The sequence below is a fragment of the Pseudomonas mucoides genome, assembly GCF_015461845.1.
Classification (GTDB): domain Bacteria; phylum Pseudomonadota; class Gammaproteobacteria; order Pseudomonadales; family Pseudomonadaceae; genus Aquipseudomonas; species Aquipseudomonas mucoides.
This window is the reverse complement of the sequence record NZ_JACOPW010000002.1, coordinates 1,116,078-1,135,187: the sequence shown is the minus strand read 5'-3', so window position 1 is coordinate 1,135,187 and position 19,110 is coordinate 1,116,078. Positions and strand designations below refer to the sequence as shown.

Here is a 19,110-nt window from a genome sequence, read left to right as displayed (position 1 = left end):
CGGGTCTGCCGGCGCAGCCTTTATCGCGCCAGTCAGGAACTCTCGATAGATCCACTATCAGTTATTTGATAAGACCACTTGCCTCGCCTCAAGTGGTCGGCGGCAGATAACCCAATGCGCGCAAGGCTTGGGCCAGCGCCTCGACACGCTCCCGGGCCTGGTGTTCGGGTGTGCCGGCAAAGCCGATCAACAGCGCCGGCGGCAGGGCATGCTGGATGCGGTAGTCGCTCAAGGCGTAGGTGTGGATGTTGCGCTGGGCCAGTTGCCGGGCAACTTCGATGTCACTGAGTTCGGCGGGCAGCCAGGCGATCAGGTGCATGCCGGCGTCCGCCGGGGTGATCCTGAAAAAGCTGCCAATCTGCTTTTCAAGCTCTCCGATCAAGGCCTGCTGGCGCGCCTTGTACAGCGCACGCATGCGGCGGATGTGCCCCAGAAAGTGGCCTTCGCCCATGAAGTCTGCTGTCGTCGCCTGAAGCAGGGTGGGCGGGCTGCGATCCATCACCGCACGCAACGTGCAAAAGGGTTCGACCAGTGCCTGCGGCAGAATCACGTAACCCAGTCGCAGTGACGGGAAGAGCACTTTGCTGAACGTACCGACGTAGATCACCCGGGCCATCTGGTCCATGGCATACAGCGCCGGCAGGAGGCGGCCACTGTAGCGAAACTCACTGTCGCAATCGTCCTCGATGATCCAGCTCTGATGCTGCGCCGCCCAGTCGATCAGCGCCTGGCGCCGCGCATAACTGAGGGTGACACCCAACGGGTGCTGGCGCGACGGCGTACAAAACACCAGGCGGGCATCAGGGCACTCGGCCAGGCCTTGCTGGACGTCGATCCCCTGTTCATCTATACGCAAGGGAATCACCTGCGCCCCTTGGGCCTGCAACGCAATGCGCGCGGCGATGTGCCCCGGATCTTCCATCCAGACGCTGTCCTGCGGATTGAGCAGCAACATGCCCAGCAGGTTGAACGCTTGCTGCGCGCCGGAAACGATCACGACTTGCCCGGCATCGCAGTCGATGCCCCGCGCATCGAAAACGTATTCGGCAATCGCCGCGCGAAACGCCTGCAAGCCTTGCAATTCGCCATAACCCAGAATGGCCTTGGTGGGCTTGAGCAGATGACGGTTCATCAGGCGCCGCCAGATCGCCTGCGGGAAGGCTTCATAGGTGCTGTGGCTGGGCAGGAAAGAGGTTGGGGTCGCAGGGTCCCAGTCGGCATAGGACACCCCGCGAAAATGATCGCTGCGCAGCGACAGCATTGACTGGCTCAGGTCCGACAGGCGCGGTGGCTGGGACGTTTGCTCGTCCTCGATCCCCCGGTTTTCCCACTCCGTGCCGACGTACGTACCGGCACCGGTGCGCGAGGCCAGAAAACCTTCGGCAATCAACTGATCGAACGCATTGAGAATGGTGATCCGCGACAGCCCCAATTCCTGGCTCAAGGTCCGCGTCGACGGCAGACGCACGCCGCCCTGGATTCTGCCGTTGAGTATCTGTTTGCGAATTTGCAGATACAGTTGGCGGTACAGGGGAATGGCGCTGGTACGGTCCAGTTCGATAGCCGACAGCAGCAAACCTGCGGGGGATTTCATGACATGCTCGCCTGGGTGAAAGGGGCGTTGGGCTGGGAACTGGGAGGTAGGGTATCGAGCGATACTCGATAAGTCATCCATCGGGCGTTGAGGGTGTGCGGCGTTCGAGAGGATGCGGCACGTTCTGTGCCATATCGACAACTGCCAAGTTTGATCTAGCCTTAAGTTATCTCACGGGAGAACAATCATGCCCGTCGCGCTCAGAAATGCCTTGGCCGTTGCGTCGGGATTCTTTCTTTACATCGCCGCAAGCGGTCAAGGCATTGCAGCCCCCCAGCAGCCACCGGCAATCCTCCCGCTGGAATCCGAGGCGGTGCCCACGCTCATCGCCTATCCGCCGCTTGCCGAGCCGCTCGCCCGCGGGGTTGTCATCATCCAGTATCAAATAGAACACGCCAGGATCATGCCGGTGTTTGGCAAAACGGCTGCTGACGTATCACCCCGTCTCGCTCACCTGCATGTGACCGTCGACGACTGGAAAGGGACATGGGCGCACACCAGTGAAGATCCGATTATCGTGGTTGGGCTGACGCCCGGCACGCATAAGGTGCTGCTTGAAGTGGCGGATCCGACTCACAAGATTCTCACCCATACGGAAGTGAGTTTTGTCGTTCCGCAGAAGTGAGCGGCTTCAGACGGCAGGAACAATAAAGCCGTCCCCCTCGTCACAGGTTATTGATCATTCCCACGACAGGAGTCTTTAGGAACTACGTGTCGGCTCATTCAACAACTTTTGAAAGCGCGTGTTTAAACGCCCTCCAGGTTACGTCCTGAAAGCTACAAAACCTTGCGCCGTTGCCTACGGCTACGCCAGAATCCGCCGGCTTGTGCGCCTTGGGCTCCCTCGGTAATTTGATTCCCGTCACTGCCCATCAGTGATCGGGTTTAGTCGCCCGTTGATGTCAAGACGCACAGTGTCCCTATCAGTCAGGTATCCCATGCCTGCACTTGATGGCGGTTGTGCGCAGGGCGCTTCGGCGCGCCGATTTCTTGGCTCATCGGTCGACTAACCTGTGCACAGCTGCCTCCCTATCGTTTAGTCGCGAGCGGGTTGCAGCCTCACTCTTATGAGGTTAGAGCCAATGTTCAAAGTAACGCCCAATCCACCAGATACCGAATCGCCAGAAACCGATCCACCAGATACCGACCCCGCATCCCCATACGAAACCCTCGACTCCAAAAAACTCCACGCCGCCGCCGAGCGCGCGCTCAATTTTCACTTCCCGTCAAACGCGGACATCAAAGCCACCCAGCGCACGCGCAGTACGCTGTTTTCCGTGGACCCGGCGGCCACGACCGAAACCCTGGCCGTGTTTTTGGTCGAAACGTTGGCGTCGGTCGATGTGATGGTCCATCAATTGGTGGATCACCTGGAGGGTGAGTCACGCTACGCCTTGCTGGGTATTTCCAACAGCATCATGGTGGCGGAGATCACGGCGAACCGGGTGCTGGATAAGGTTGAGCCCTCTGTGTAACCGCTGATTGTGGTGAGGGGGCAAGCCCCCTTGCCACAGGTATTCATCGTTTGATCGATGCTTTCACACGCCCCATCCCTCCCTCACAGCCTTCCTGATCCCCTCCAGCAACATCGCAAACGCCGGGTTGTCATTGTTCTCGCGCCAGATCAGATGCAGCTCACTCTGCACGCCTTCCCCCAGATCGATATCCCGGAACACCACGTTCTTGAACACCACGCTGGTGGCGCAACGCGGGACCAGGGCCAGGCCCATTCCGGCGTTGACCAGCGCCAGAATCGTCAGTGACGAACCGAGCCATTGCACGTATTCCGGGGCCACGCGGGCGGAGCGCAGCATCCCGGTCAGCAGTTCGTTGAAGGGCGGGTAGGCGGCGTGGGAGTACATCAGGAACGGTTGCGCGTCGAGGTCCTGGACGGACACGGTGTCGGCAGTCGCCAGCGGGTGGCGACTGGGGACGGCGAGCACGAACGGCTCACGCACCAGGCACTCGGTGGCGTAGCCCGGTTCCAGCAAGGGCGCGCGGACGATGCCCAGATCGATCCGCCGAGCGCGAAGGGCTTCGTGCTGTTGGTAGGTGTTCATTTCCGACAGGTCGATTTTGACGTGGGGCTGTTTGAGCCGTGCTTCGGCGATGACCTTGGGCAGGAATTCGTACACCGCGCTCCCGACGAAGCTGATGTTGACCGAGCCGATGTCGCCTTCGGCAAAACGCCGGGCGGTGACGGCGGCTTGCTGGGCGCGCTCCAGCAGGTTCTGCGCTTCGATGAAGAAGGCACGACCGGCGGCGGTGAGGGCGACGCTGCGGGTGGTGCGGGTGAACAGCTCGACACCCAGATGGTGCTCCAACAACTGGATCTGTCGACTGAGCGGCGGTTGCGTCATGTTCAGGCGTTCGGCGGCGCGCCGAAAGTTGAGTTCGGTGGCCACTGTGGTGAAGCAGCGCAGTTGAGTCAGTTCGAACATTGATCTAATCCAGGTATCAATCGAATGCCAAGTTAGATTAGACGGGATCAATTGCCGCGTCCATGATCGGCTCGTCCCTAAAAAAACAATGATCGGGAGTTGCCTCTTGAATACCCTCCAGAATCCGCCAGACCCGAGTGTGCTCGCCCGCGCCGCGGCCAAGGTGAAACGCCACGTGCTGCCGCTGTTTGTGGTGATGTTCATCGTCAACTACATCGATCGGGTCAATATCGGCTTCGTGCGCAGCCACATGGAAACCGACCTGGGCATCGGCGCCGCAGCCTATGGCCTGGGCGCCGGGCTGTTCTTCATTGGTTACGCGATCTTCGAAGTGCCCTCCAACCTGTTGCTGCAACGCTACGGTGCTCGCGCGTGGCTGACGCGCATCATGTTCACCTGGGGCGCCGCCGCCATGGCCATGGCCTTCGTGCGCGGCGAAACCAGTTTTTATGTGCTGCGTTTCATTCTCGGCGCGGCCGAAGCGGGTTTTTTCCCAGGCATCATTTACTACTTCACCCAGTGGCTGCCGTCGACGGAACGGGGCAAGGCCATGGCGATTTTTCTCAGTGGTTCGGCCATTGCGTCGGTCATCTCCGGCCCGGTGTCCGGTGCGCTGCTGAACGTCAGCGGTTTCAGCCTGCATGGCTGGCAGTGGATGTTCCTGATTGAAGGTTTTGCCTCCATCGTGCTGTGCGGTTTTGTCTGGTTCTGGCTGCAATCCCATCCGCGTGAAGCCAAGTGGCTGAGCGCCGAAGAGAAGGACGCGCTGGTGGGCGCCATCGCGCTGGAGCAGCAGGCTCGAGAAGCCGCGCAGACAATCAAGCCGTCGATGTTCAAACTGCTGGCCGACAAGCAAATCGCGCTGTTCTGTTTTATCTACTTTTCCATTGCCCTGACCATCTATGGCGCCACGTTCTGGCTGCCGAGCATGATCAAGAAAATGGGCAATCTGGGCGACTTCCAGGTCGGCCTGTTCAACTCGATTCCGTGGCTGATTTCCATCGTCGCGATGTATGGCTTCGCCGCCATGGCCAACAAATGGAAACACCAGCAAGCCTGGGTGGCGTTGACGCTGGTGATTGCGGCGTTCGGCATGTTCATGTCGACCACCGGCGGACCGATCTTCGCCTTCGTCGCCATCTGTTTTGCGGCCATTGGTTTCAAGGCGGCCTCGGCGTTGTTCTGGCCGATTCCGCAAGGCTATCTGGATGCGCGCATCGCCGCCGCGGTGATCGCCCTGATCAATTCCATCGGCAACCTGGGCGGTTTCGTGGCGCCGACGGCATTCGGTTTTCTCGAACAAAAAACCGGCTCAATCGAGGGCGGGCTCTACGGCCTGGCCGCCACCTCACTGGTCGCCGCCGTGGTGATCTTTTTCGCACGCACCGCACCCCGTGGCGACGCCTTGCGCGCGCTGACCGGTAAACCCGCCACGACCCCCTTGCCGCAATCCACTGTCAGTCACACCGCTTTGAAACCAGATCCAAAGGGAGCAGCCTCTTGAAAATCACACGAGTCACCGTCACCCCCATCGCTTTCCGTGATCCGCCGCTGCTCAATGCCAGCGGTATCCACGAACCGTTCGCGCTGCGCTCGATCATCGAGATCGAGAGCGACAATGGCTACATCGGCTTGGGGGAGAGTTACGGCGACGCGCCGGCGCTGGCGATCCAGCAGCAATTGCAAGACAAGCTGATCGGCCTCGACCCGTTCAACCTCAATCAGCTGCGCGCCATCGTGCAGGCCACCGTGGCGGCGAACAAACCCGCGAGCATCGCCGGCGCCGAACTGGCGCCCGGCTCTCACGCCAGCAAAGCGGTGAGCAATGCCTACTCGGCGTTCGAAGTCGCGTTCCTGGATTTGCAGGCGCACTCGCTGAACGTGCCATTGGTGGACTTGCTGGGCGGTGCGATCCGCGACGAGATTCCGTTCAGCGCCTACCTGTTTTTCAAGTACGCCCAGCACATCGATTCCCCCTACAAGCCCGACAGTTGGGGTGAAGCGCTGAACGAAGAGCAGATCGTCGCCCAGGCTCGGCGCATGATCGAGACCTATGGTTTCAAGAGCATCAAGCTCAAGGCCGGCGCGCTGGAACCGGAGCATGAAGTGGCGTGCATCAAGGCGCTGAAAAAGGCCTTTCCGGGTTACCCGCTACGGATCGATCCGAACGCTAACTGGTCCCTGGAAACGTCGATTCGCATGGCCGAACTGCTGGGCGACGACCTGCAATATTACGAAGACCCGACGCCAGGCCTGGAGGGGATGTCCGAACTGCACAAACGCACCGGCCTGCCGCTGGCGACCAACATGGTGGTGACTGATTTCGATGAGTTCCGCCGCAGTGTGGCCTTGAACAGCGTGCAGATCGTCCTCGCCGATCATCACTATTGGGGCGGCCTGCGCGACACCCAGGCGCTGGCGAAAATGTGCCAGACCTTTGGCCTGGGCGTGTCCATGCACTCCAACTCGCACTTGGGCATCAGCCTGATGGCGATGGCCCATGTCGCCGCGTCGGTGCCGAATCTCGATTACGCCTGCGACACGCATTACCCGTGGCAGGAGCCGGACGAAGAGGTGATCAAGGGCGGCAAGCTGCCGATCGTCGATGGCTGCGTGAAAATTACTCGTGCACCGGGGTTGGGCCTGGAGCTGGATCACCATCAACTCGGCAAGCTGCATGACCAATACCTGACGTGCGGCATTCGCCAGCGCGATGATGTGAAACAGATGCAGCGTTACAAATCAGAATGGAAAACCATCAAGCCACGTTTTTGAGACGCTAACGCAATTTTGTAGCAGCTGGCGAAGCCTGCTGCTACAGGGTTCGTGTAGCTTCAGGCGCGTTTATTCAACGCCGCCTCTGCCGCCGCAATCTGCGCCTGGCGCTGGGCAATCACATCGCCCACCGGCGGCCCTTGGAAGCGTCGGGCTTCAAAGCCGAACCAGACAATCGCCGTCAGCACCAGGAAGCCGATGGTGATGTACAGCGCCCAATCGTTCGGTGGCTGAATGCCGATGATGAAAATGATCACCATCGACAGCACCGAGAGCAGGGCGAATACGGTGTACCAGAAGCGTCCCATGTTCCACGGCCCCATGGTCGGCCACTTCGAGGTCCCGTAGGTAAACAGGCCCAGCACGATGGGAATGATGAAAGAGAAGAACAGGAAGATCACCGTGCAGGACACCACGATCGTATACACCGGCGTGGCCCCGACCGAGATCACCGATGAGCCCCAGTCGAACAGCACGGCGAGGGTGGCACCCGTCCAGATCGCCGCCACCGGACTGCGAAAGGTTGGCGAGACCGAGGCCAGTGCTCTGGAGAAGGGCAGGCCGCCGTCGCGGGAGAAGGCGAAGATCATCCGGGACACCGAGGTCACGGTCGCCAAGCCGCAGAGGATCTGCGAGATGAAAATCGCCACATACAGCGCCACTTTCAGCGTCGGGCTGACCTGGGTGTTCATCGCCCAGAAAAACACGTTCCAGCCTTGCTTGGCCGCCTCGTCCATGTTCGGCAACATCAGCACGAACGAGCACAACATCACCCAGCCGAACAGCAACGACCAGACCACCGACATGACCATGCCGCGCGGCACGGAAATGGCTGCGTTGCGCGTCTCTTCGGAGGTGTGTGCCGAGGCGTCATAACCGGTGATGGTGTAGATCGGCAGCAGCAGGCCGAGCATGAACACCCAGCCGTTCGACACCGATGGCCAGACCGCGCCGCCGGCATCGCCGGAGTAGTTGCTGAAGGTCCACAGCCGTGCGAATTCATAGCTCGGTGCCGAGATCAGGCAGACGATGGTCAGCGCCAAAGCCGTGGCGAAAATCAGGTAGCCGGAGAAGTCGGTGAGCCTGGCGGTCAGGCCGATCCCCAGGTGGTTGCACAAGGCCTGAAGACCGGTCAGCACGGCGAGGAAAATCACCCGCACCGTGGTCGTGTCTTCCATGCCCAATGCCGGGCCGAACGCACCGAAAAAGAAGTAATAGGTGCCGACGTTGATCGCCCCCAGCACGGTGACCAATCCCAGGAGGTTGAACCACGCGGTCAGCCATCCGGTGAAGCGGTTGCCCAGAATCGAACCCCAGTGATACAGCCCGCCAGCGGTGGGGTACGCCGAGGAAATCTGCGCCATGGCCATGGCGAACACCCCGGAGATCAGGCAGCCGATGGGCCAGCCGATGCCGATGGACGCGCCGCCCGCGCCGGAGGTGCCCTGGGCGAGGGAGTTGATGCCCCCGGAGAGGATGCAGATGATCGAGAAGGAAATCGCGAAGTTGGAGAAAACGCCCATGCGTCGTGAGAGCTGCTGGGCGTAGCCCATGCTGTGCAGCGCCTTGACGTCCTCGTCATGCGAGGCGTCGGAGCCGGGCTGGCTTGCTGGATTCATGTTGTGTGCCCCTTCAGGTTTTGATACGCGCCCCTCCGGAATGCCGGACGAGCTGGCTTTCAACCCCTTGTCGTACTGCTCCTGTCTCCAACCGATACAACCTGCCGTGCGCTGCCTTCATGTGTCGAGCACCGACAGTCAACGGCTCTACAGGCGGCCGTGAAACGCCGCGTCGAAAATCTCTGCCGCACCGGCCTTGGTCAAGGGCAGCGGGTTGCCGCCGGCAGAAGGGTCGACCACGGCCATGTCCGCGATCAGATCAGCCTGTCGATCGTCCACGCCCAACTCGAACAGCGTGTGTGGCACGCCGATGTCTTTGCGCAGCTTGAGGATGAAGGCCAGGAAGCTGTCGAAGCCGGGGGAAGGCAAACGCAAATACGCGGCCAGGCGGGTGATGCGCTCTTCGATGGCCGGGCGATTGAATTTCAGGACATAGGGCATGAAGGTCGCATTGGTCATGCCGTGATGGGTGTCGTACAGCGCGCCCACCGGATGTGAAAGCGCGTGCATTCCGCCCAGGCCTTTCTGGAACGCGGTGGCGCCCATCGCCGCCGCCGCGAGCATGTTCGCGCGCGCTTCCAGGTCGCCCGGCGTGTGCACGGCGCGCACCAATGCGTTGGCCACCAGGCGCATGCCTTCCACGGCGATGCCGTCGGCCAAGGGGTGAAAACCGGGGGCGCAGTAGGCTTCCAGGCAGTGCGCCAGGGCGTCCATGCCGGTGCCGGCGGTGATTTTCGCCGGCATGCCGACGGTCAGTGCCGGGTCGCTGATGACCACGCGCGGCATCATTTTCGGGTGGAAGATGATGCGTTTGGTGTGGGTCGCCTCGTCGATGATCACCGCTGCACGCCCGACTTCCGAGCCCGTGCCCGCCGTGGTCGGTACCGCAATGACCGGGGCGATGCGGCTTTCATCGGCGCGGGTCCAGTAGTCGCCGATGTCTTCGAAATCCCAGACCGGCCGCGTCTGTCCGCTCATGAAGGCGATGAGCTTGCCCATGTCCAGGCCGCTGCCGCCCCCGAAGGCGATCACGCCATCGTGGTTGCCGGCACGCCAGGCATCCAGGCCTCCGGCAAGGTTGGCTTCGACCGGGTTGGGCTTGAGGTCGCTAAACATCGCCGCACCGAGGCCCGCTGAGCGCAAGGCGTCGAGGGTGGCGAGGGTCATCGGCGCACGCGCCAGGCCACTGTCGGTGACCAGCAACGGGCGCTGAATGCCCTGGGCGCGGCAGGTGTCGGCGAGTTCGGCGATGCGGCCGACACCGAAGCGGATGCTCGTGGGGTAATTCCAGTTCGCGGTCAGGCTCATGGCTCAGATCTCGTGGCGCAAATGGAAGGATTTGGCGCGGGTCAGGTGTTCATAACCGAGGCGCGACAGGGTGACGCCGCGTCCGCTGTTTTTTACCCCGGTCCAGGCCAGGGCCGGGTCCAGGTAATCGCAGCGGTTCATGAACACGGTGCCGGTGTCGATTTCATTGCCCAGGCGTTCGGCGGCGGCCAGGTCCTGAGTCCAGATCGAGGCACTGAGCCCGAATTCACTGTCATTCATCAGGGCGATGGCTTCGTCGTCACCGTCCACCGGCATGATGCCGACCACCGGACCGAAGCTTTCCTCGCGCATGACCGACATTTGATGAGTGACATCGACCAATACTTGCGGCGCGAGGTAGGCGCTGCCCGGTTCGTCAGCGGCAAATGCCGTGGGTTCAATCAGTGCCATGGCGCCTTGGGCCAGCGCTTCGGCGATCTGGCCGCGCACGAAATCAGCGGCGGCCGGGGTGACCAAGGGGCCGAGTGTGGTGGCTTCATCCAGCGGGTTGCCCAGCACGTATTGGCGAGTCAGGGCGGCGAAACGTTCGATGAAGTCCGGGTAGATTGTCTTGTCGACGTAAATGCGTTCGATGGCACAGCAGCTTTGCCCGGAATTGAAGAAACTGCCGTCCACCAGGTTTTCTACCGCGTGTTCAAGATTGGCATCGGCGCGCACATAGGCCGGGTCTTTGCCACCGAGCTCCAGGCCGACGCCAAGGAAATGCCCGGTAGCGGCGATTTCCATGGCCTCGCCAGCGCCGACGGAACCGGTGAAATTCACTTGCTGCACGCGTCCGGAGCCAATGATGTCGGCGGTCTGGCGGTGATCGAGCAGCAGGTTGTGAAACAGACCGGGCGGCAAGTTGGCATTGGCCATGGCCTCGGCGAACCGTTCTCCCACCAGCAGCGTTTGCGACGCGTGTTTGAGGATGACGCTGTTGCCGGCCATCAGCGCCGGAATGATCGTATTCACGGCGGTCAGGTACGGGTAATTCCATGGCGCAATGACCAGCACGGTCCCCAACGGATCACGTTGAATGTACCGACGAAATCCGCTGACGGGCGTGGGTTCAATCGTCGCCAGGGCTTCAGGTGCAATGGCGATCATGTGCCGGGCACGCTCTTCGAAACCGCGCAGTTCACCCGCGCCAAAGCGTACCGGGCGCCCCATTTGCCAGGCCAGTTCCCGCACGATGTCAGTTTTCATCGCCAGCATCGCGTCCACCACCGCACTGCAAAAAACCGCGCGCTCGCTCAGTGGCCGGCGTTTCCACTGTGCCTGGGCGGTGGAGGCGGCGGTCAGTGCCTGTTCGATCTGCGTGGCGTCGGCGTAGCGGCGCTCGGCATACACCCGGCCATCGACCGGGGAAATGAGTTGGATGGTTGCCGTCATGCTGACCTCAATAGCGCTCGAAGCCGCGCTGCAGTTCCCAGTCGGTGATCCGCCGGTCGTACTCTTTCTGTTCCCATTCGGCGGTGTGCACGTAGTGGTCGATCACCTCGTTGCCGAACGCTTCGCGCAACATGCTCGAGCTCTGGAGTGCGGCGCTGGCTTCGCGCAAGGTCTTGGAGACTTCGGGCAAATGGTCATCGACGTAAGCGTCGCCTTCAAACGGCGGGGCGAGGGTGAGCTTCTCGTCGACTCCGGCCAGGCCCGCCGCGATCAGGGCTGCGAAGGCCAGATACGGGTTGAGGTCGGCGCCGCCGATGCGGCATTCGATGCGGATGGATTTGCTGCTTTCGGCACACAGCCGAAAACCGGCGGTGCGATTGTCGCGGCTCCAGACCGCCCGCGTCGGTGCAAACGTGCCGGCCTGGAAACGCTTGTACGAGTTGATGTAGGGCGCGAGAAAACAGGTGATGTCGTTGGCGTACTTGAGCTGACCGGCGACCCAGGAGCGCATCAGGTTCGACATGCCGAATTCGGCTTTGGCATCGAAGAACAGCGACTTCTTGCCGTTCTTGTCCCACAGCGAATTGTGGATGTGGCTGCTGGACCCGGCGGCGTCATAACGCCACTTGGCCATGAACGTGATCGCCTTGCCTTGCAGTTGCGCGATCTCCTTGCAGGCATGCTTGATGATGACGTGGTGGTCGGCCATGGTCAGGGCATCGGCGTAGCGGATGTTGATTTCTTCCTGGCCGGGGCCCCATTCACCCTTGGAATTTTCCACGGGAATGCCGCTGGCCTGCAGGTGCTTGCGAATCGCCCGCAGCACCGGCTCTTCGCGGGTGGTCTGCAGGATGTTGTAATCCTCGATGTAATGGCCGGCGGTTTTTGGCTTGTGGTAGTTGCGCTTGTGGATCGCCTCGTAGCTCTCGTCGAACAGATAGAACTCCAGTTCCGAGGCGAACATGCCGGTATAGCCACGCTCGCGCAGGCGTTCGATCTGCTTCTTCAGGATCGCCCGCGGGCTGTGCGGCAAGTCGCGGCGATGGTGGTGATCGAGCACATCACAGAGCACCAGCGCCGTGCATTCCAGCCAGGGCACCCGGCGCAGGGTGGACATGTCAGGCTTGAGCACAAAGTCGCCATAGCCTTTGCTCCAACTGGCAGCGGCATAGCCCGGCACGGGCTCCATGTCGATGTCGTCGGCCAACAGGTAATTGCAGCAGTGGGTTTCTTCATGGCCGCTGTCGATGAAAAATTCGACCTGGAATCGTTTGCCGACCAGACGTCCCTGCATGTCGACCATGCAGACCAGGACGGTATCAATTTCGCCGGCAACGGCGGCACGCTTCAGTTCATCAAAGCTGAGAAGGGGCTCGGTCATCACGTCAGTCCTGCGTGAACAGTGTGGGCCTGTCTGAAATAGCTGTTGCAGACGCTCTTCAGAAACACCCAAACCCTGCCGGAGCGAGCATCGTGCGCAATAAGCTGATCCTTAGCTTAGCCTACTGTTGATTTGTGCAAGTTTTGATGGAGTTGGCGATACGCAGCCACCAATTGATCCAGCGAGAACGCCAGATTCCGCCCACTCGGATTGGGCAAAATCCAGACCTTGGCGTTGCCGAAGGTCTTGGGTTGAAGGCCCCAGGCAATGTCTCGCTGGCCGGTTAACGCGCTGTAGGCGGCCTTGCCGAGAAACGCGACGACACGGGGCGCATGGCGCAGGATCTTCTGTTCGAAGTCAGCAGCGGCGGCGATGAATTCGTGCAACGACAGCTGATCGGCGCGCGCTGTGGGCCGGTCGACCACGGCGGTCAATCCGCAGCGGTACTGCAAGAGGGTCCGGTCGTTTTCCGGGCGCACCTCCTCGGGGGTAAACCCGGCAAGGTGCAGCGTGCGCCAGAAACGATTGCTCCGGCCCGCAAAGTGATGCCCTTGGGCGGCGGCCGTCATGCCCGGATTGATCCCGCAGAAAATCACGTCGAGCTGATCGGCCAAAATGTCTTCAAGTCCTTCACCCGCCATAAAGCCTCTCAACCGCAGATCACGTTGACCGCGTTGCGTGCCAGTTCGGTCAGTTCCGCGCGGGATTTTCCTGCACGCGCCCGGATGGAAATGCTGTGCAGCAGGGAGGAGGCGAGCACGGCGAGGGCGGCCGGGTCGACGTTGTCTTTGAGTTCGCCGGCAGTCACGGCCGTTCGCAGACGCGCTTCGAGATCGGCGTCGAGTCGGCTCAGACGGTCCGACAGCACCTCACGGATTTCAACATCCTCGACGGCTTCGGTGGTGGCCGTGCCAATCGCGAAGCAGCCGCGGGGTTGGCCGTCTCCCGAGAAGTAGATTGATAGCTGCCCCTCATAGAAACGCATCAACGCCTCGCTCAAGGTCAGTTGGCTGTCCGTCAGCGCCGCGTGCATGTCGGCGGCGGCAAATTCCCAGTACTGCTCAAGCGCCTTGATGTACAGCGCGTGTTTGTCACCGAAAGCGGCATACAGGCTCGGGCGGTTCATGCCCGCTGCGGTGGCGATGCTGTCCAGCGACGCGGCGGAATAACCAGTACTCCAAAACACACCAAGCGCTTGCTGCAGTGCGGTCTGTGGGTCGTAGGCGCGTGGGCGTCCACGTCCTTTTGCTTCGGTAATCTTTTTTTGTGCCATGGCGTACAAAATCCTTGTGTGAAGGTAAGTCGAGGCATATTCTTACACCATCGCACAAAATTAAGGAACCAGAAGTTCCTCAATTTCAGGTTTGTTGAAGCAGCGCTCGAACGGGGTATAGCGGCGACGAAACAGGGTGCGGCGGAGTGATCCTTCTGACTGCGCACGGTATGGCTGTTTTTTATGGGTATTAGCCCCTGACTTCCCGGTTAAAGGTGTTTTCGATCATGACTAAACAGTTCGATATCCCGGCTTCACAAACCTTTGAGCACCCAGGGCCAAACCCGACAGCGCCCAACAAAAAAACGCTTAAAGAAACCGTACGGCCCCTGTTGATGGTGGGTGTCCCGGCGCTCTTCGCCGCGATCGGATACGCCCACTATGTTGCTGGCGAGCCTTACATCTCGACCGATAACGCCTACGCCCGAGTGGCCAAGGCCTCGATCAATGCGCGCACCTCGGGGCAGGTCATCGAGATCGCAGTCGAAGACAACCAGCCCGTTCGCAAGGGCCAGGTGTTGTTCCGCATCGACCCCAAACCCTTGCAGATCGCCGTTGACCGCGCACAAGCCCAGTTGAGCGTCGCGCGGTTGCGCATCGATGGGCTCAAGGCCAGTTACCGCCAGCAACAGGCTGAACTGCAATCGGCCAAAGAGTCGGCCGACTTTGACCAAAAGGAATTTGGCCGCAAGAAGGCACTGGTCGCGTCCGAGTTCGTGTCGAAGTCGATTTATGAGCGCGCCGACACCGACGTGAAAGTGTCACGACAACGTATTGCCTCCATCGAACAACAGATCGCCAGCACCGTGGTCGCGTTGAATGGCAATCCGAACATCGAGGCCGACAGCCACCCGGCCGTCCGCGAGGCCAAGGCGCAACTGGATGAAGCCCAGCTCTACCTCTCGTACGCCACGGTGTATGCGCCGGACGACGGCATCGTCGCCAAGGTTGATGATTTGCAGGTGGGTAATTTCGTCAACAACGGCGCGCCAGCCTTTGCGCTGTTGTCCGATCGCGAGGTGTGGGTGGAAGCCAACTTCCGCGAAACGGAGGTGACGCATATGCGTCCGGGTCAGGCCGCGACCATTCATCTCGACACCTACCCGGATCACGAATTCAAGGCCCACGTGATCAGCATGAGCCCCGGTGCCGGTTCGGACTTCGCCTTGCTGCCGCCGGAAAATGCCACCGGCAATTGGGTCAAGGTGGTGCAGCGGGTGCCGGTGCGACTCGAACTCGACGAGCTCGACCCGCAGATGCCGCTCTATTCGGGGATCAGTGCCACGGTCAAGGTCGATACCGGGCACCGCACGCCATGGTGGCAACCGCTCAAGGCGCTGTTGACCGCAGGAGCTTCCTGATGAACACCACTCCCGCGGGTTCATTGAGGTTGGCCGCATTGCTCGCGACGTATATGCAATCGGCGAACCTGCCTCTGCCCAATGCCGTGCTCAGACATATTCAAGGCAGTATGTCGATGACCGACGACCAGGCGGGGTGGATTTTCACCTCGTACCTTGCAGCGAGCGCGATCACCATGCCGGTCGCGCAATGGCTGGCCGGGCGTTATGGCTTGAAACGGGTGTACCAAACCGCGCTGGCCGTGTTCGTCCTGGGCTTGTTGCTCGCCACCCTGGCTTCGACGCCGCTGGAGTTTATCGGCGCGCGGATTTTCCAGGGCCTGGCGAGTGGCGTGCTGGCGCCGTTGTCGATGGCGATTGCCCTGGAAACATTGCCACTGGAGAAACGCGCGAAGTTCGGCGCGACGTGGACCGCCATCGTGCTGTTGGGCATCGTCAGCGGCCCGAGCATCGGCGGCTGGGTCGCCGAACATTTTGGCTGGCGCCCGATCTTCTACATCAGCCTGCCGCTGTCGGCGTACATCTTCCTGGTGATCGCATTGTTGCTCGCCGAGAAGAAGGCCGAGAAACGCCCAACGTTCGATTTCTTCGGTTTCGGCACCTTCACGCTGGGGCTGATCAGCCTGCAAATGTTGCTCGATCGTGGGGAACGCCTGGACTGGTTTGCCTCGACCGAAATCTGGCTGGAAGCGATCGGCTGTGCACTCGGGCTCTACCTGTTCCTCGTGCATGTGTTGACCGCGAAGGTGCATTTTCTCAACAAGCGTTTGTTCAACGACCGCAACTTCGTGTTGTCGACGGTGATCTTTTTTGCGGTGGGTTTCGTGCTGCTGTCGACCATGGCGCTGACGTCGCCGATGCTCGATGAAATCCTCGGCTATCCGCCGGACACCACCGGTTCGCTGACCATCCCGCGGGGCATGGGCCTGGTCGGGGCGTTTCTGTTGATGGGGCGTGTTCCGGAGCGTTTCGACCGTCGACTGTTCGTGGCGGCGGGCGTGGCCATCGTGGTGTATGCCAACTGGCTGATGCTCGGTTATTCGCCGCTGATGGACGGGTGGCCGGTGGCGCTGGCCGGGGCGATTCAGGGCATCGGCATCGGCCTGTTGATGCCCTCGCTGACCAAGGTTGCGTTCAGCACGCTCGACCCGACGCTGCGCCCGGAAGGCACCGGTCTGTTCAATCTGTCGCGTGTGTACGGCAGCACCCTCGGTGTGGCAATCGTGCAGTTGTATTTCTACAACAACACCCACGCGATGCACATGGCGCTGGCCAGCAACCTGACGCCGTATGGCGCGGCGGCGCATTCGGCGGCGACGTCCCTGCAAGCCATGGCGGGGCTCAACGAAATGATCACCGGCCAGGCGGCATTTATCGGCGTGGTCGGCCAATTCAAGATTTTGATGTTCGCGATGCTGGTGGTGAGCCCACTGGTGATCTTTCTTCGCAAGCCTGTTGCGACCAACTAGTTTTCGTGGAGTTTGCCTCATGAAATCCAATGCGCGTTTCATCAACAGACAACTGATCAACACCACGTTCGGTGCGGTCGCGGTGCTGGTGTTCCTGACCGCTTGCACGGTCGGCCCCGATTATCAAATGCCTGCGCCGAGTCCGTCGCAACACTACGATCAACAGGCCGAGCAGCGTCTTGGCCAGCGCATCGATTTGGGCAAGAAGGTCAACGGCGACTGGTGGACAGCGTTTCGTTCGCCCAAGCTCGACGGCGTTGTGCGCCGGGCCATCGAAGGCAATCTGGAACTCGTCGCGGCCGATGCCACCATTCGCCAGGCGGCATCTTCCGTCGCGGCGGCGCAAGGGGTGCTGTATCCGCAGGTCGATTTTGCTGCCCAGGCCGGTCGTCAGCGTACGCACAACGGACCGCAGCCCGTGGTTTCCAACTTTTATGCCATCGGGCCTCGGGTCGGTTTCGACCTGGATGTGTTCGGCGGCAACAAGCGCCAGGTTGAACAACAGCAAGCATTGACGGCGTTTCAGCAACATCGCTACGAAGCGGCGTACCTGACCTTGACGGGCAATGTCGCCAGCCAGGCGTTGTTGATGGCCTCGGCGAATGCGCAGATCCAGGCCGTGGAAAAACTGCTGGCCAATGACAGCAAAAACCTTGAATTGGTGCGCATGGCCCATGCCAACGGCAGCACCACGCAGATCGATGTGTCGCTGGCCGAAACCCGGTTCGCCCAGGACCGCACGCTATTGCCGCCTCTGGCTCAGCAACGTGATTCGGCCCGGCATGCGCTGTCGATTCTGACCGGCAAAGGCCCGGCCGACTGGATCGCGCCGGACTTCGACCTGAGTGAATTTGCCTTGCCGGCCAACGTGCCTGTCAGTCTGCCCTCGGAAATGGCCCACACCCGGCCGGACGTTTTGCAAGCCGAAGCGCAACTGCACATGGCCAGCGCCGCCGTCGGTGTCGCGACTGCCAACCTCTATCCCCATGTGGAGCTGTCCGCGTTTCTCGCACAGTCGGCGTCCGGTAATGGTGGCGCCGCGCTCTGGGGCTTCGCCGCCGGGGTGGCGGGGCCGATCTTCAATGGTGGAACCCTCAAGGCTGAACGCCAGGCGGCGGTCGATGGTTACAACGCATCGCTCGCTGACTACCAGCAGACCGTCATCCAATCGTTCGGTCAGGTCGCCGACACGCTGCAAGCCATCAACCATCACGCCGAAGAAAACCTCGCCCAGGAAGATGCATTGCGCGCCGCCGACAGCAGTTTTCGCTTGAACCAGCAAGCGTACGCCCAAGGCGAGAACAGCATTCTCCAGGTGCTGGAGGCCGAGCGCGCCTATGAGCAAGCGTTGTTGGGACAGATCAGGGTGAAGACCGCGCAGTACCTCGACACCGTCCAGCTGTTTGTCGCCCTGGGTGGCAATTCGGTTGGCGTGTTTGAGCAGCGAGTCGCCAGTCGCGAAGAATCCAAACGTTCATATCAGTAAAGGCTGCGGCCTCAGAGAGTGGAGTAACGACATGACCTACGAAGCCTTTCACGACGAACTTCGCGAGACAAAATTTGCACTGAACCACGGCTCGGCCGAGATGCCAGCCGTGGGCTTTGGCACCTTGTTCCGCGACCTCAGCGTCACCACCCAAGCGGTCACCCACGCGCTGGAAACCGGTTTCCGTCATTTCGACTGCGCCGAGCGTTATCGCAATGAAGAAGCCGTGGGCGTGGCGTTCAAGGCCTTCATCGACTCGGGCAAGGCCCGGCGCGAAGACCTGTTCATCACCACCAAACTGTGGAACACCAACCATCGTCCCGAGCGCGTGTTGCCGGCGTTCGAGGCCAGTTGCCGGCGTCTTCAAGTGGATTACGTTGACTGCTACCTGATCCACACGCCGTTCGCCTTTCAACCCGGTGATGACCAGGAACCCCGAGACCCGTTCGGCCACATGATCTATGACTCGGGCGTGACCTTGATCGAGACGTGGCGGGCGTTGGAACAGCTCGTGGATGAAGGGCGCTGCAAGTCCATCGGCTTGTCGGACATCACCCTTGAGGCGTTGAAGGCGATTGTCGAAGTCGCGCGGATAAAACCTGCCGTGGTGCAGGTGGAATCCCACCCGTATTTGCCGGAATGGGAGCTGCTGGAGTTCTGCAAACTGCACGGCATCATCGTCCTCGCGTTTGCGCCGCTCGGTCATGGCATGCAGCCTGCGGTGCTGGAAGATCCGGTGCTGACCGGCATCGCCAAACACCTGCGCAGAACCCCGGCTCAAGTCGCCTTGGCCTGGTCGGTGCAGCGCGGTGTGGCGTTTCTGACCACGTCTGCGACACTGAGCCATATTCAGGAAAACTTTGACATTACCACGCTGCCGCACCGGGCCATGCTTGAGATCAAGGAGGACATCACGACGCGGGTGCGCTTCAACTCGGTGGTGGAAACCGGTATTCCGGGCTTTATCCCGGGCAAAAGGTAACCCATGCTAGCGCGGCGGCCTGATCT

16 protein-coding genes are annotated in these 19,110 nt (G+C 61.0%); 8 read left to right on the top strand and 8 right to left on the bottom strand.

Going from position 1 to position 19,110, the window contains the following annotated elements:
* Positions 1-88: 88 nt before the first annotated feature.
* The gene (gene pdxR, locus H8F22_RS13900) at positions 89-1,594 is read right to left on the bottom strand and encodes a MocR-like pyridoxine biosynthesis transcription factor PdxR (RefSeq protein ID WP_194940330.1); all 1,506 of its coding nucleotides are present in this window, start codon (positions 1,592-1,594) and stop codon (positions 89-91) included.
* A 187-nt stretch (positions 1,595-1,781) separates the two neighbouring features.
* Here pdxR and H8F22_RS13895 point away from each other — a divergent pair, with 187 nt between their 5' ends.
* Together H8F22_RS13895 and H8F22_RS13890 are read left to right on the top strand one after the other, a co-directional pair.
* Positions 1,782-2,219, top strand: coding sequence for a DUF6130 family protein (locus tag H8F22_RS13895; protein ID WP_027924816.1), 438 nt, complete (start codon positions 1,782-1,784; stop codon positions 2,217-2,219).
* A gap of 457 nt (positions 2,220-2,676) precedes the next feature.
* Positions 2,677-3,069 (top strand): DUF6124 family protein, encoded by a 393-nt coding sequence (locus H8F22_RS13890; RefSeq protein WP_059182639.1) that lies wholly within the window; start codon positions 2,677-2,679, stop codon positions 3,067-3,069.
* Positions 3,070-3,132: 63 nt separating this feature from the next.
* Here H8F22_RS13890 and H8F22_RS13885 read toward each other — a convergent pair whose 3' ends face one another.
* Positions 3,133-4,035 carry a LysR substrate-binding domain-containing protein gene (locus H8F22_RS13885; RefSeq protein WP_027924814.1) on the bottom strand — a complete coding sequence of 301 codons (903 nt, stop codon included), beginning with the start codon at positions 4,033-4,035 and terminating at the stop codon, positions 3,133-3,135.
* Between the two features lie 106 nt (positions 4,036-4,141).
* On the opposite strand from H8F22_RS13885, the gene H8F22_RS13880 reads away from it, so the two are divergent.
* Together H8F22_RS13880 and H8F22_RS13875 are read left to right on the top strand one after the other, a co-directional pair.
* Entirely contained in the window at positions 4,142-5,539 is a 1,398-nt protein-coding gene (locus H8F22_RS13880) for an MFS transporter (protein WP_194940329.1), read from the top strand.
* Positions 5,536-6,810 (top strand): glucarate dehydratase family protein, encoded by a 1,275-nt coding sequence (locus tag H8F22_RS13875; RefSeq protein WP_194940328.1) that lies wholly within the window; start codon positions 5,536-5,538, stop codon positions 6,808-6,810. The genes H8F22_RS13880 and H8F22_RS13875 overlap by 4 nt, the downstream gene beginning before the upstream one ends.
* A 59-nt stretch (positions 6,811-6,869) precedes the next feature.
* On the opposite strand, the gene H8F22_RS13870 is transcribed toward H8F22_RS13875, so the two are convergent.
* The 6 genes from H8F22_RS13870 to H8F22_RS13845 form a co-directional block, all read right to left on the bottom strand.
* Complete coding sequence (locus tag H8F22_RS13870; protein WP_027924811.1) at positions 6,870-8,429, bottom strand: amino acid permease; 1,560 nt, start codon at positions 8,427-8,429, stop codon at positions 6,870-6,872.
* A 147-nt stretch (positions 8,430-8,576) separates the two neighbouring features.
* A complete protein-coding gene (locus tag H8F22_RS13865) occupies positions 8,577-9,737 on the bottom strand; it encodes an iron-containing alcohol dehydrogenase (RefSeq protein ID WP_027924810.1) in 1,161 nt (386 codons plus the stop codon).
* A 3-nt stretch (positions 9,738-9,740) separates the two neighbouring features.
* A complete protein-coding gene (locus tag H8F22_RS13860; RefSeq protein WP_194940327.1) occupies positions 9,741-11,132 on the bottom strand; it encodes an aldehyde dehydrogenase family protein in 1,392 nt (463 codons plus the stop codon).
* A 7-nt stretch (positions 11,133-11,139) separates the two neighbouring features.
* Positions 11,140-12,513, bottom strand: coding sequence for a glutamine synthetase family protein (locus H8F22_RS13855; RefSeq protein WP_194940326.1), 1,374 nt, complete (start codon positions 12,511-12,513; stop codon positions 11,140-11,142).
* 116 nt (positions 12,514-12,629) lie between these two features.
* Positions 12,630-13,154: a G/U mismatch-specific DNA glycosylase gene (mug, locus tag H8F22_RS13850; RefSeq protein ID WP_027924807.1), complete on the bottom strand. Its 525-nt coding sequence runs from the start codon at positions 13,152-13,154 to the stop codon at positions 12,630-12,632.
* A gap of 8 nt (positions 13,155-13,162) precedes the next feature.
* Positions 13,163-13,786, bottom strand: a complete 624-nt coding sequence (locus tag H8F22_RS13845) for a TetR/AcrR family transcriptional regulator (RefSeq protein ID WP_027924806.1) — start codon at positions 13,784-13,786, stop codon at positions 13,163-13,165.
* 227 nt (positions 13,787-14,013) lie between these two features.
* On the opposite strand from H8F22_RS13845, the gene H8F22_RS13840 reads away from it, so the two are divergent.
* The 4 genes from H8F22_RS13840 to H8F22_RS13825 are packed head-to-tail and all read left to right on the top strand — an operon-like array spanning position 14,014 to position 19,084.
* Positions 14,014-15,147: an HlyD family secretion protein gene (locus H8F22_RS13840; protein ID WP_059182651.1), complete on the top strand. Its 1,134-nt coding sequence runs from the start codon at positions 14,014-14,016 to the stop codon at positions 15,145-15,147.
* Positions 15,147-16,616, top strand: coding sequence for a DHA2 family efflux MFS transporter permease subunit (locus H8F22_RS13835; RefSeq protein WP_194940325.1), 1,470 nt, complete (start codon positions 15,147-15,149; stop codon positions 16,614-16,616). Before H8F22_RS13840 ends, H8F22_RS13835 begins: the two co-directional genes overlap by 1 nt.
* A 19-nt stretch (positions 16,617-16,635) precedes the next feature.
* Positions 16,636-18,102, top strand: coding sequence for an efflux transporter outer membrane subunit (locus H8F22_RS13830; protein WP_194940324.1), 1,467 nt, complete (start codon positions 16,636-16,638; stop codon positions 18,100-18,102).
* A gap of 31 nt (positions 18,103-18,133) precedes the next feature.
* Positions 18,134-19,084, top strand: a complete 951-nt coding sequence (locus H8F22_RS13825) for an aldo/keto reductase (RefSeq protein WP_027924802.1) — start codon at positions 18,134-18,136, stop codon at positions 19,082-19,084.
* The last annotated feature ends 26 nt before the right edge of the window (positions 19,085-19,110 follow it).

Excerpts from the sequence above, each read along its gene's own strand:
- pdxR (WP_194940330.1), bottom strand. The coding sequence starts at position 1,594 with ATGAAATCCCCCGCAGGTTTGCTGCTGTCGGCTATCGAACTGGACCGT.
- H8F22_RS13895 (WP_027924816.1), top strand. The coding sequence starts at position 1,782 with ATGCCCGTCGCGCTCAGAAATGCCTTGGCCGTTGCGTCGGGATTCTTT.
- H8F22_RS13890 (WP_059182639.1), top strand. The coding sequence starts at position 2,677 with ATGTTCAAAGTAACGCCCAATCCACCAGATACCGAATCGCCAGAAACC.
- H8F22_RS13885 (WP_027924814.1), bottom strand. The coding sequence starts at position 4,035 with ATGTTCGAACTGACTCAACTGCGCTGCTTCACCACAGTGGCCACCGAA.
- H8F22_RS13870 (WP_027924811.1), bottom strand. The coding sequence starts at position 8,429 with ATGAATCCAGCAAGCCAGCCCGGCTCCGACGCCTCGCATGACGAGGAC.
- H8F22_RS13865 (WP_027924810.1), bottom strand. The coding sequence starts at position 9,737 with ATGAGCCTGACCGCGAACTGGAATTACCCCACGAGCATCCGCTTCGGT.
- H8F22_RS13860 (WP_194940327.1), bottom strand. The coding sequence starts at position 11,132 with ATGACGGCAACCATCCAACTCATTTCCCCGGTCGATGGCCGGGTGTAT.
- H8F22_RS13855 (WP_194940326.1), bottom strand. The coding sequence starts at position 12,513 with ATGACCGAGCCCCTTCTCAGCTTTGATGAACTGAAGCGTGCCGCCGTT.
- mug (WP_027924807.1), bottom strand. The coding sequence starts at position 13,154 with ATGGCGGGTGAAGGACTTGAAGACATTTTGGCCGATCAGCTCGACGTG.
- H8F22_RS13845 (WP_027924806.1), bottom strand. The coding sequence starts at position 13,786 with ATGGCACAAAAAAAGATTACCGAAGCAAAAGGACGTGGACGCCCACGC.
- H8F22_RS13840 (WP_059182651.1), top strand. The coding sequence starts at position 14,014 with ATGACTAAACAGTTCGATATCCCGGCTTCACAAACCTTTGAGCACCCA.
- H8F22_RS13835 (WP_194940325.1), top strand. The coding sequence starts at position 15,147 with ATGAACACCACTCCCGCGGGTTCATTGAGGTTGGCCGCATTGCTCGCG.
- H8F22_RS13830 (WP_194940324.1), top strand. The coding sequence starts at position 16,636 with ATGAAATCCAATGCGCGTTTCATCAACAGACAACTGATCAACACCACG.
- H8F22_RS13825 (WP_027924802.1), top strand. The coding sequence starts at position 18,134 with ATGACCTACGAAGCCTTTCACGACGAACTTCGCGAGACAAAATTTGCA.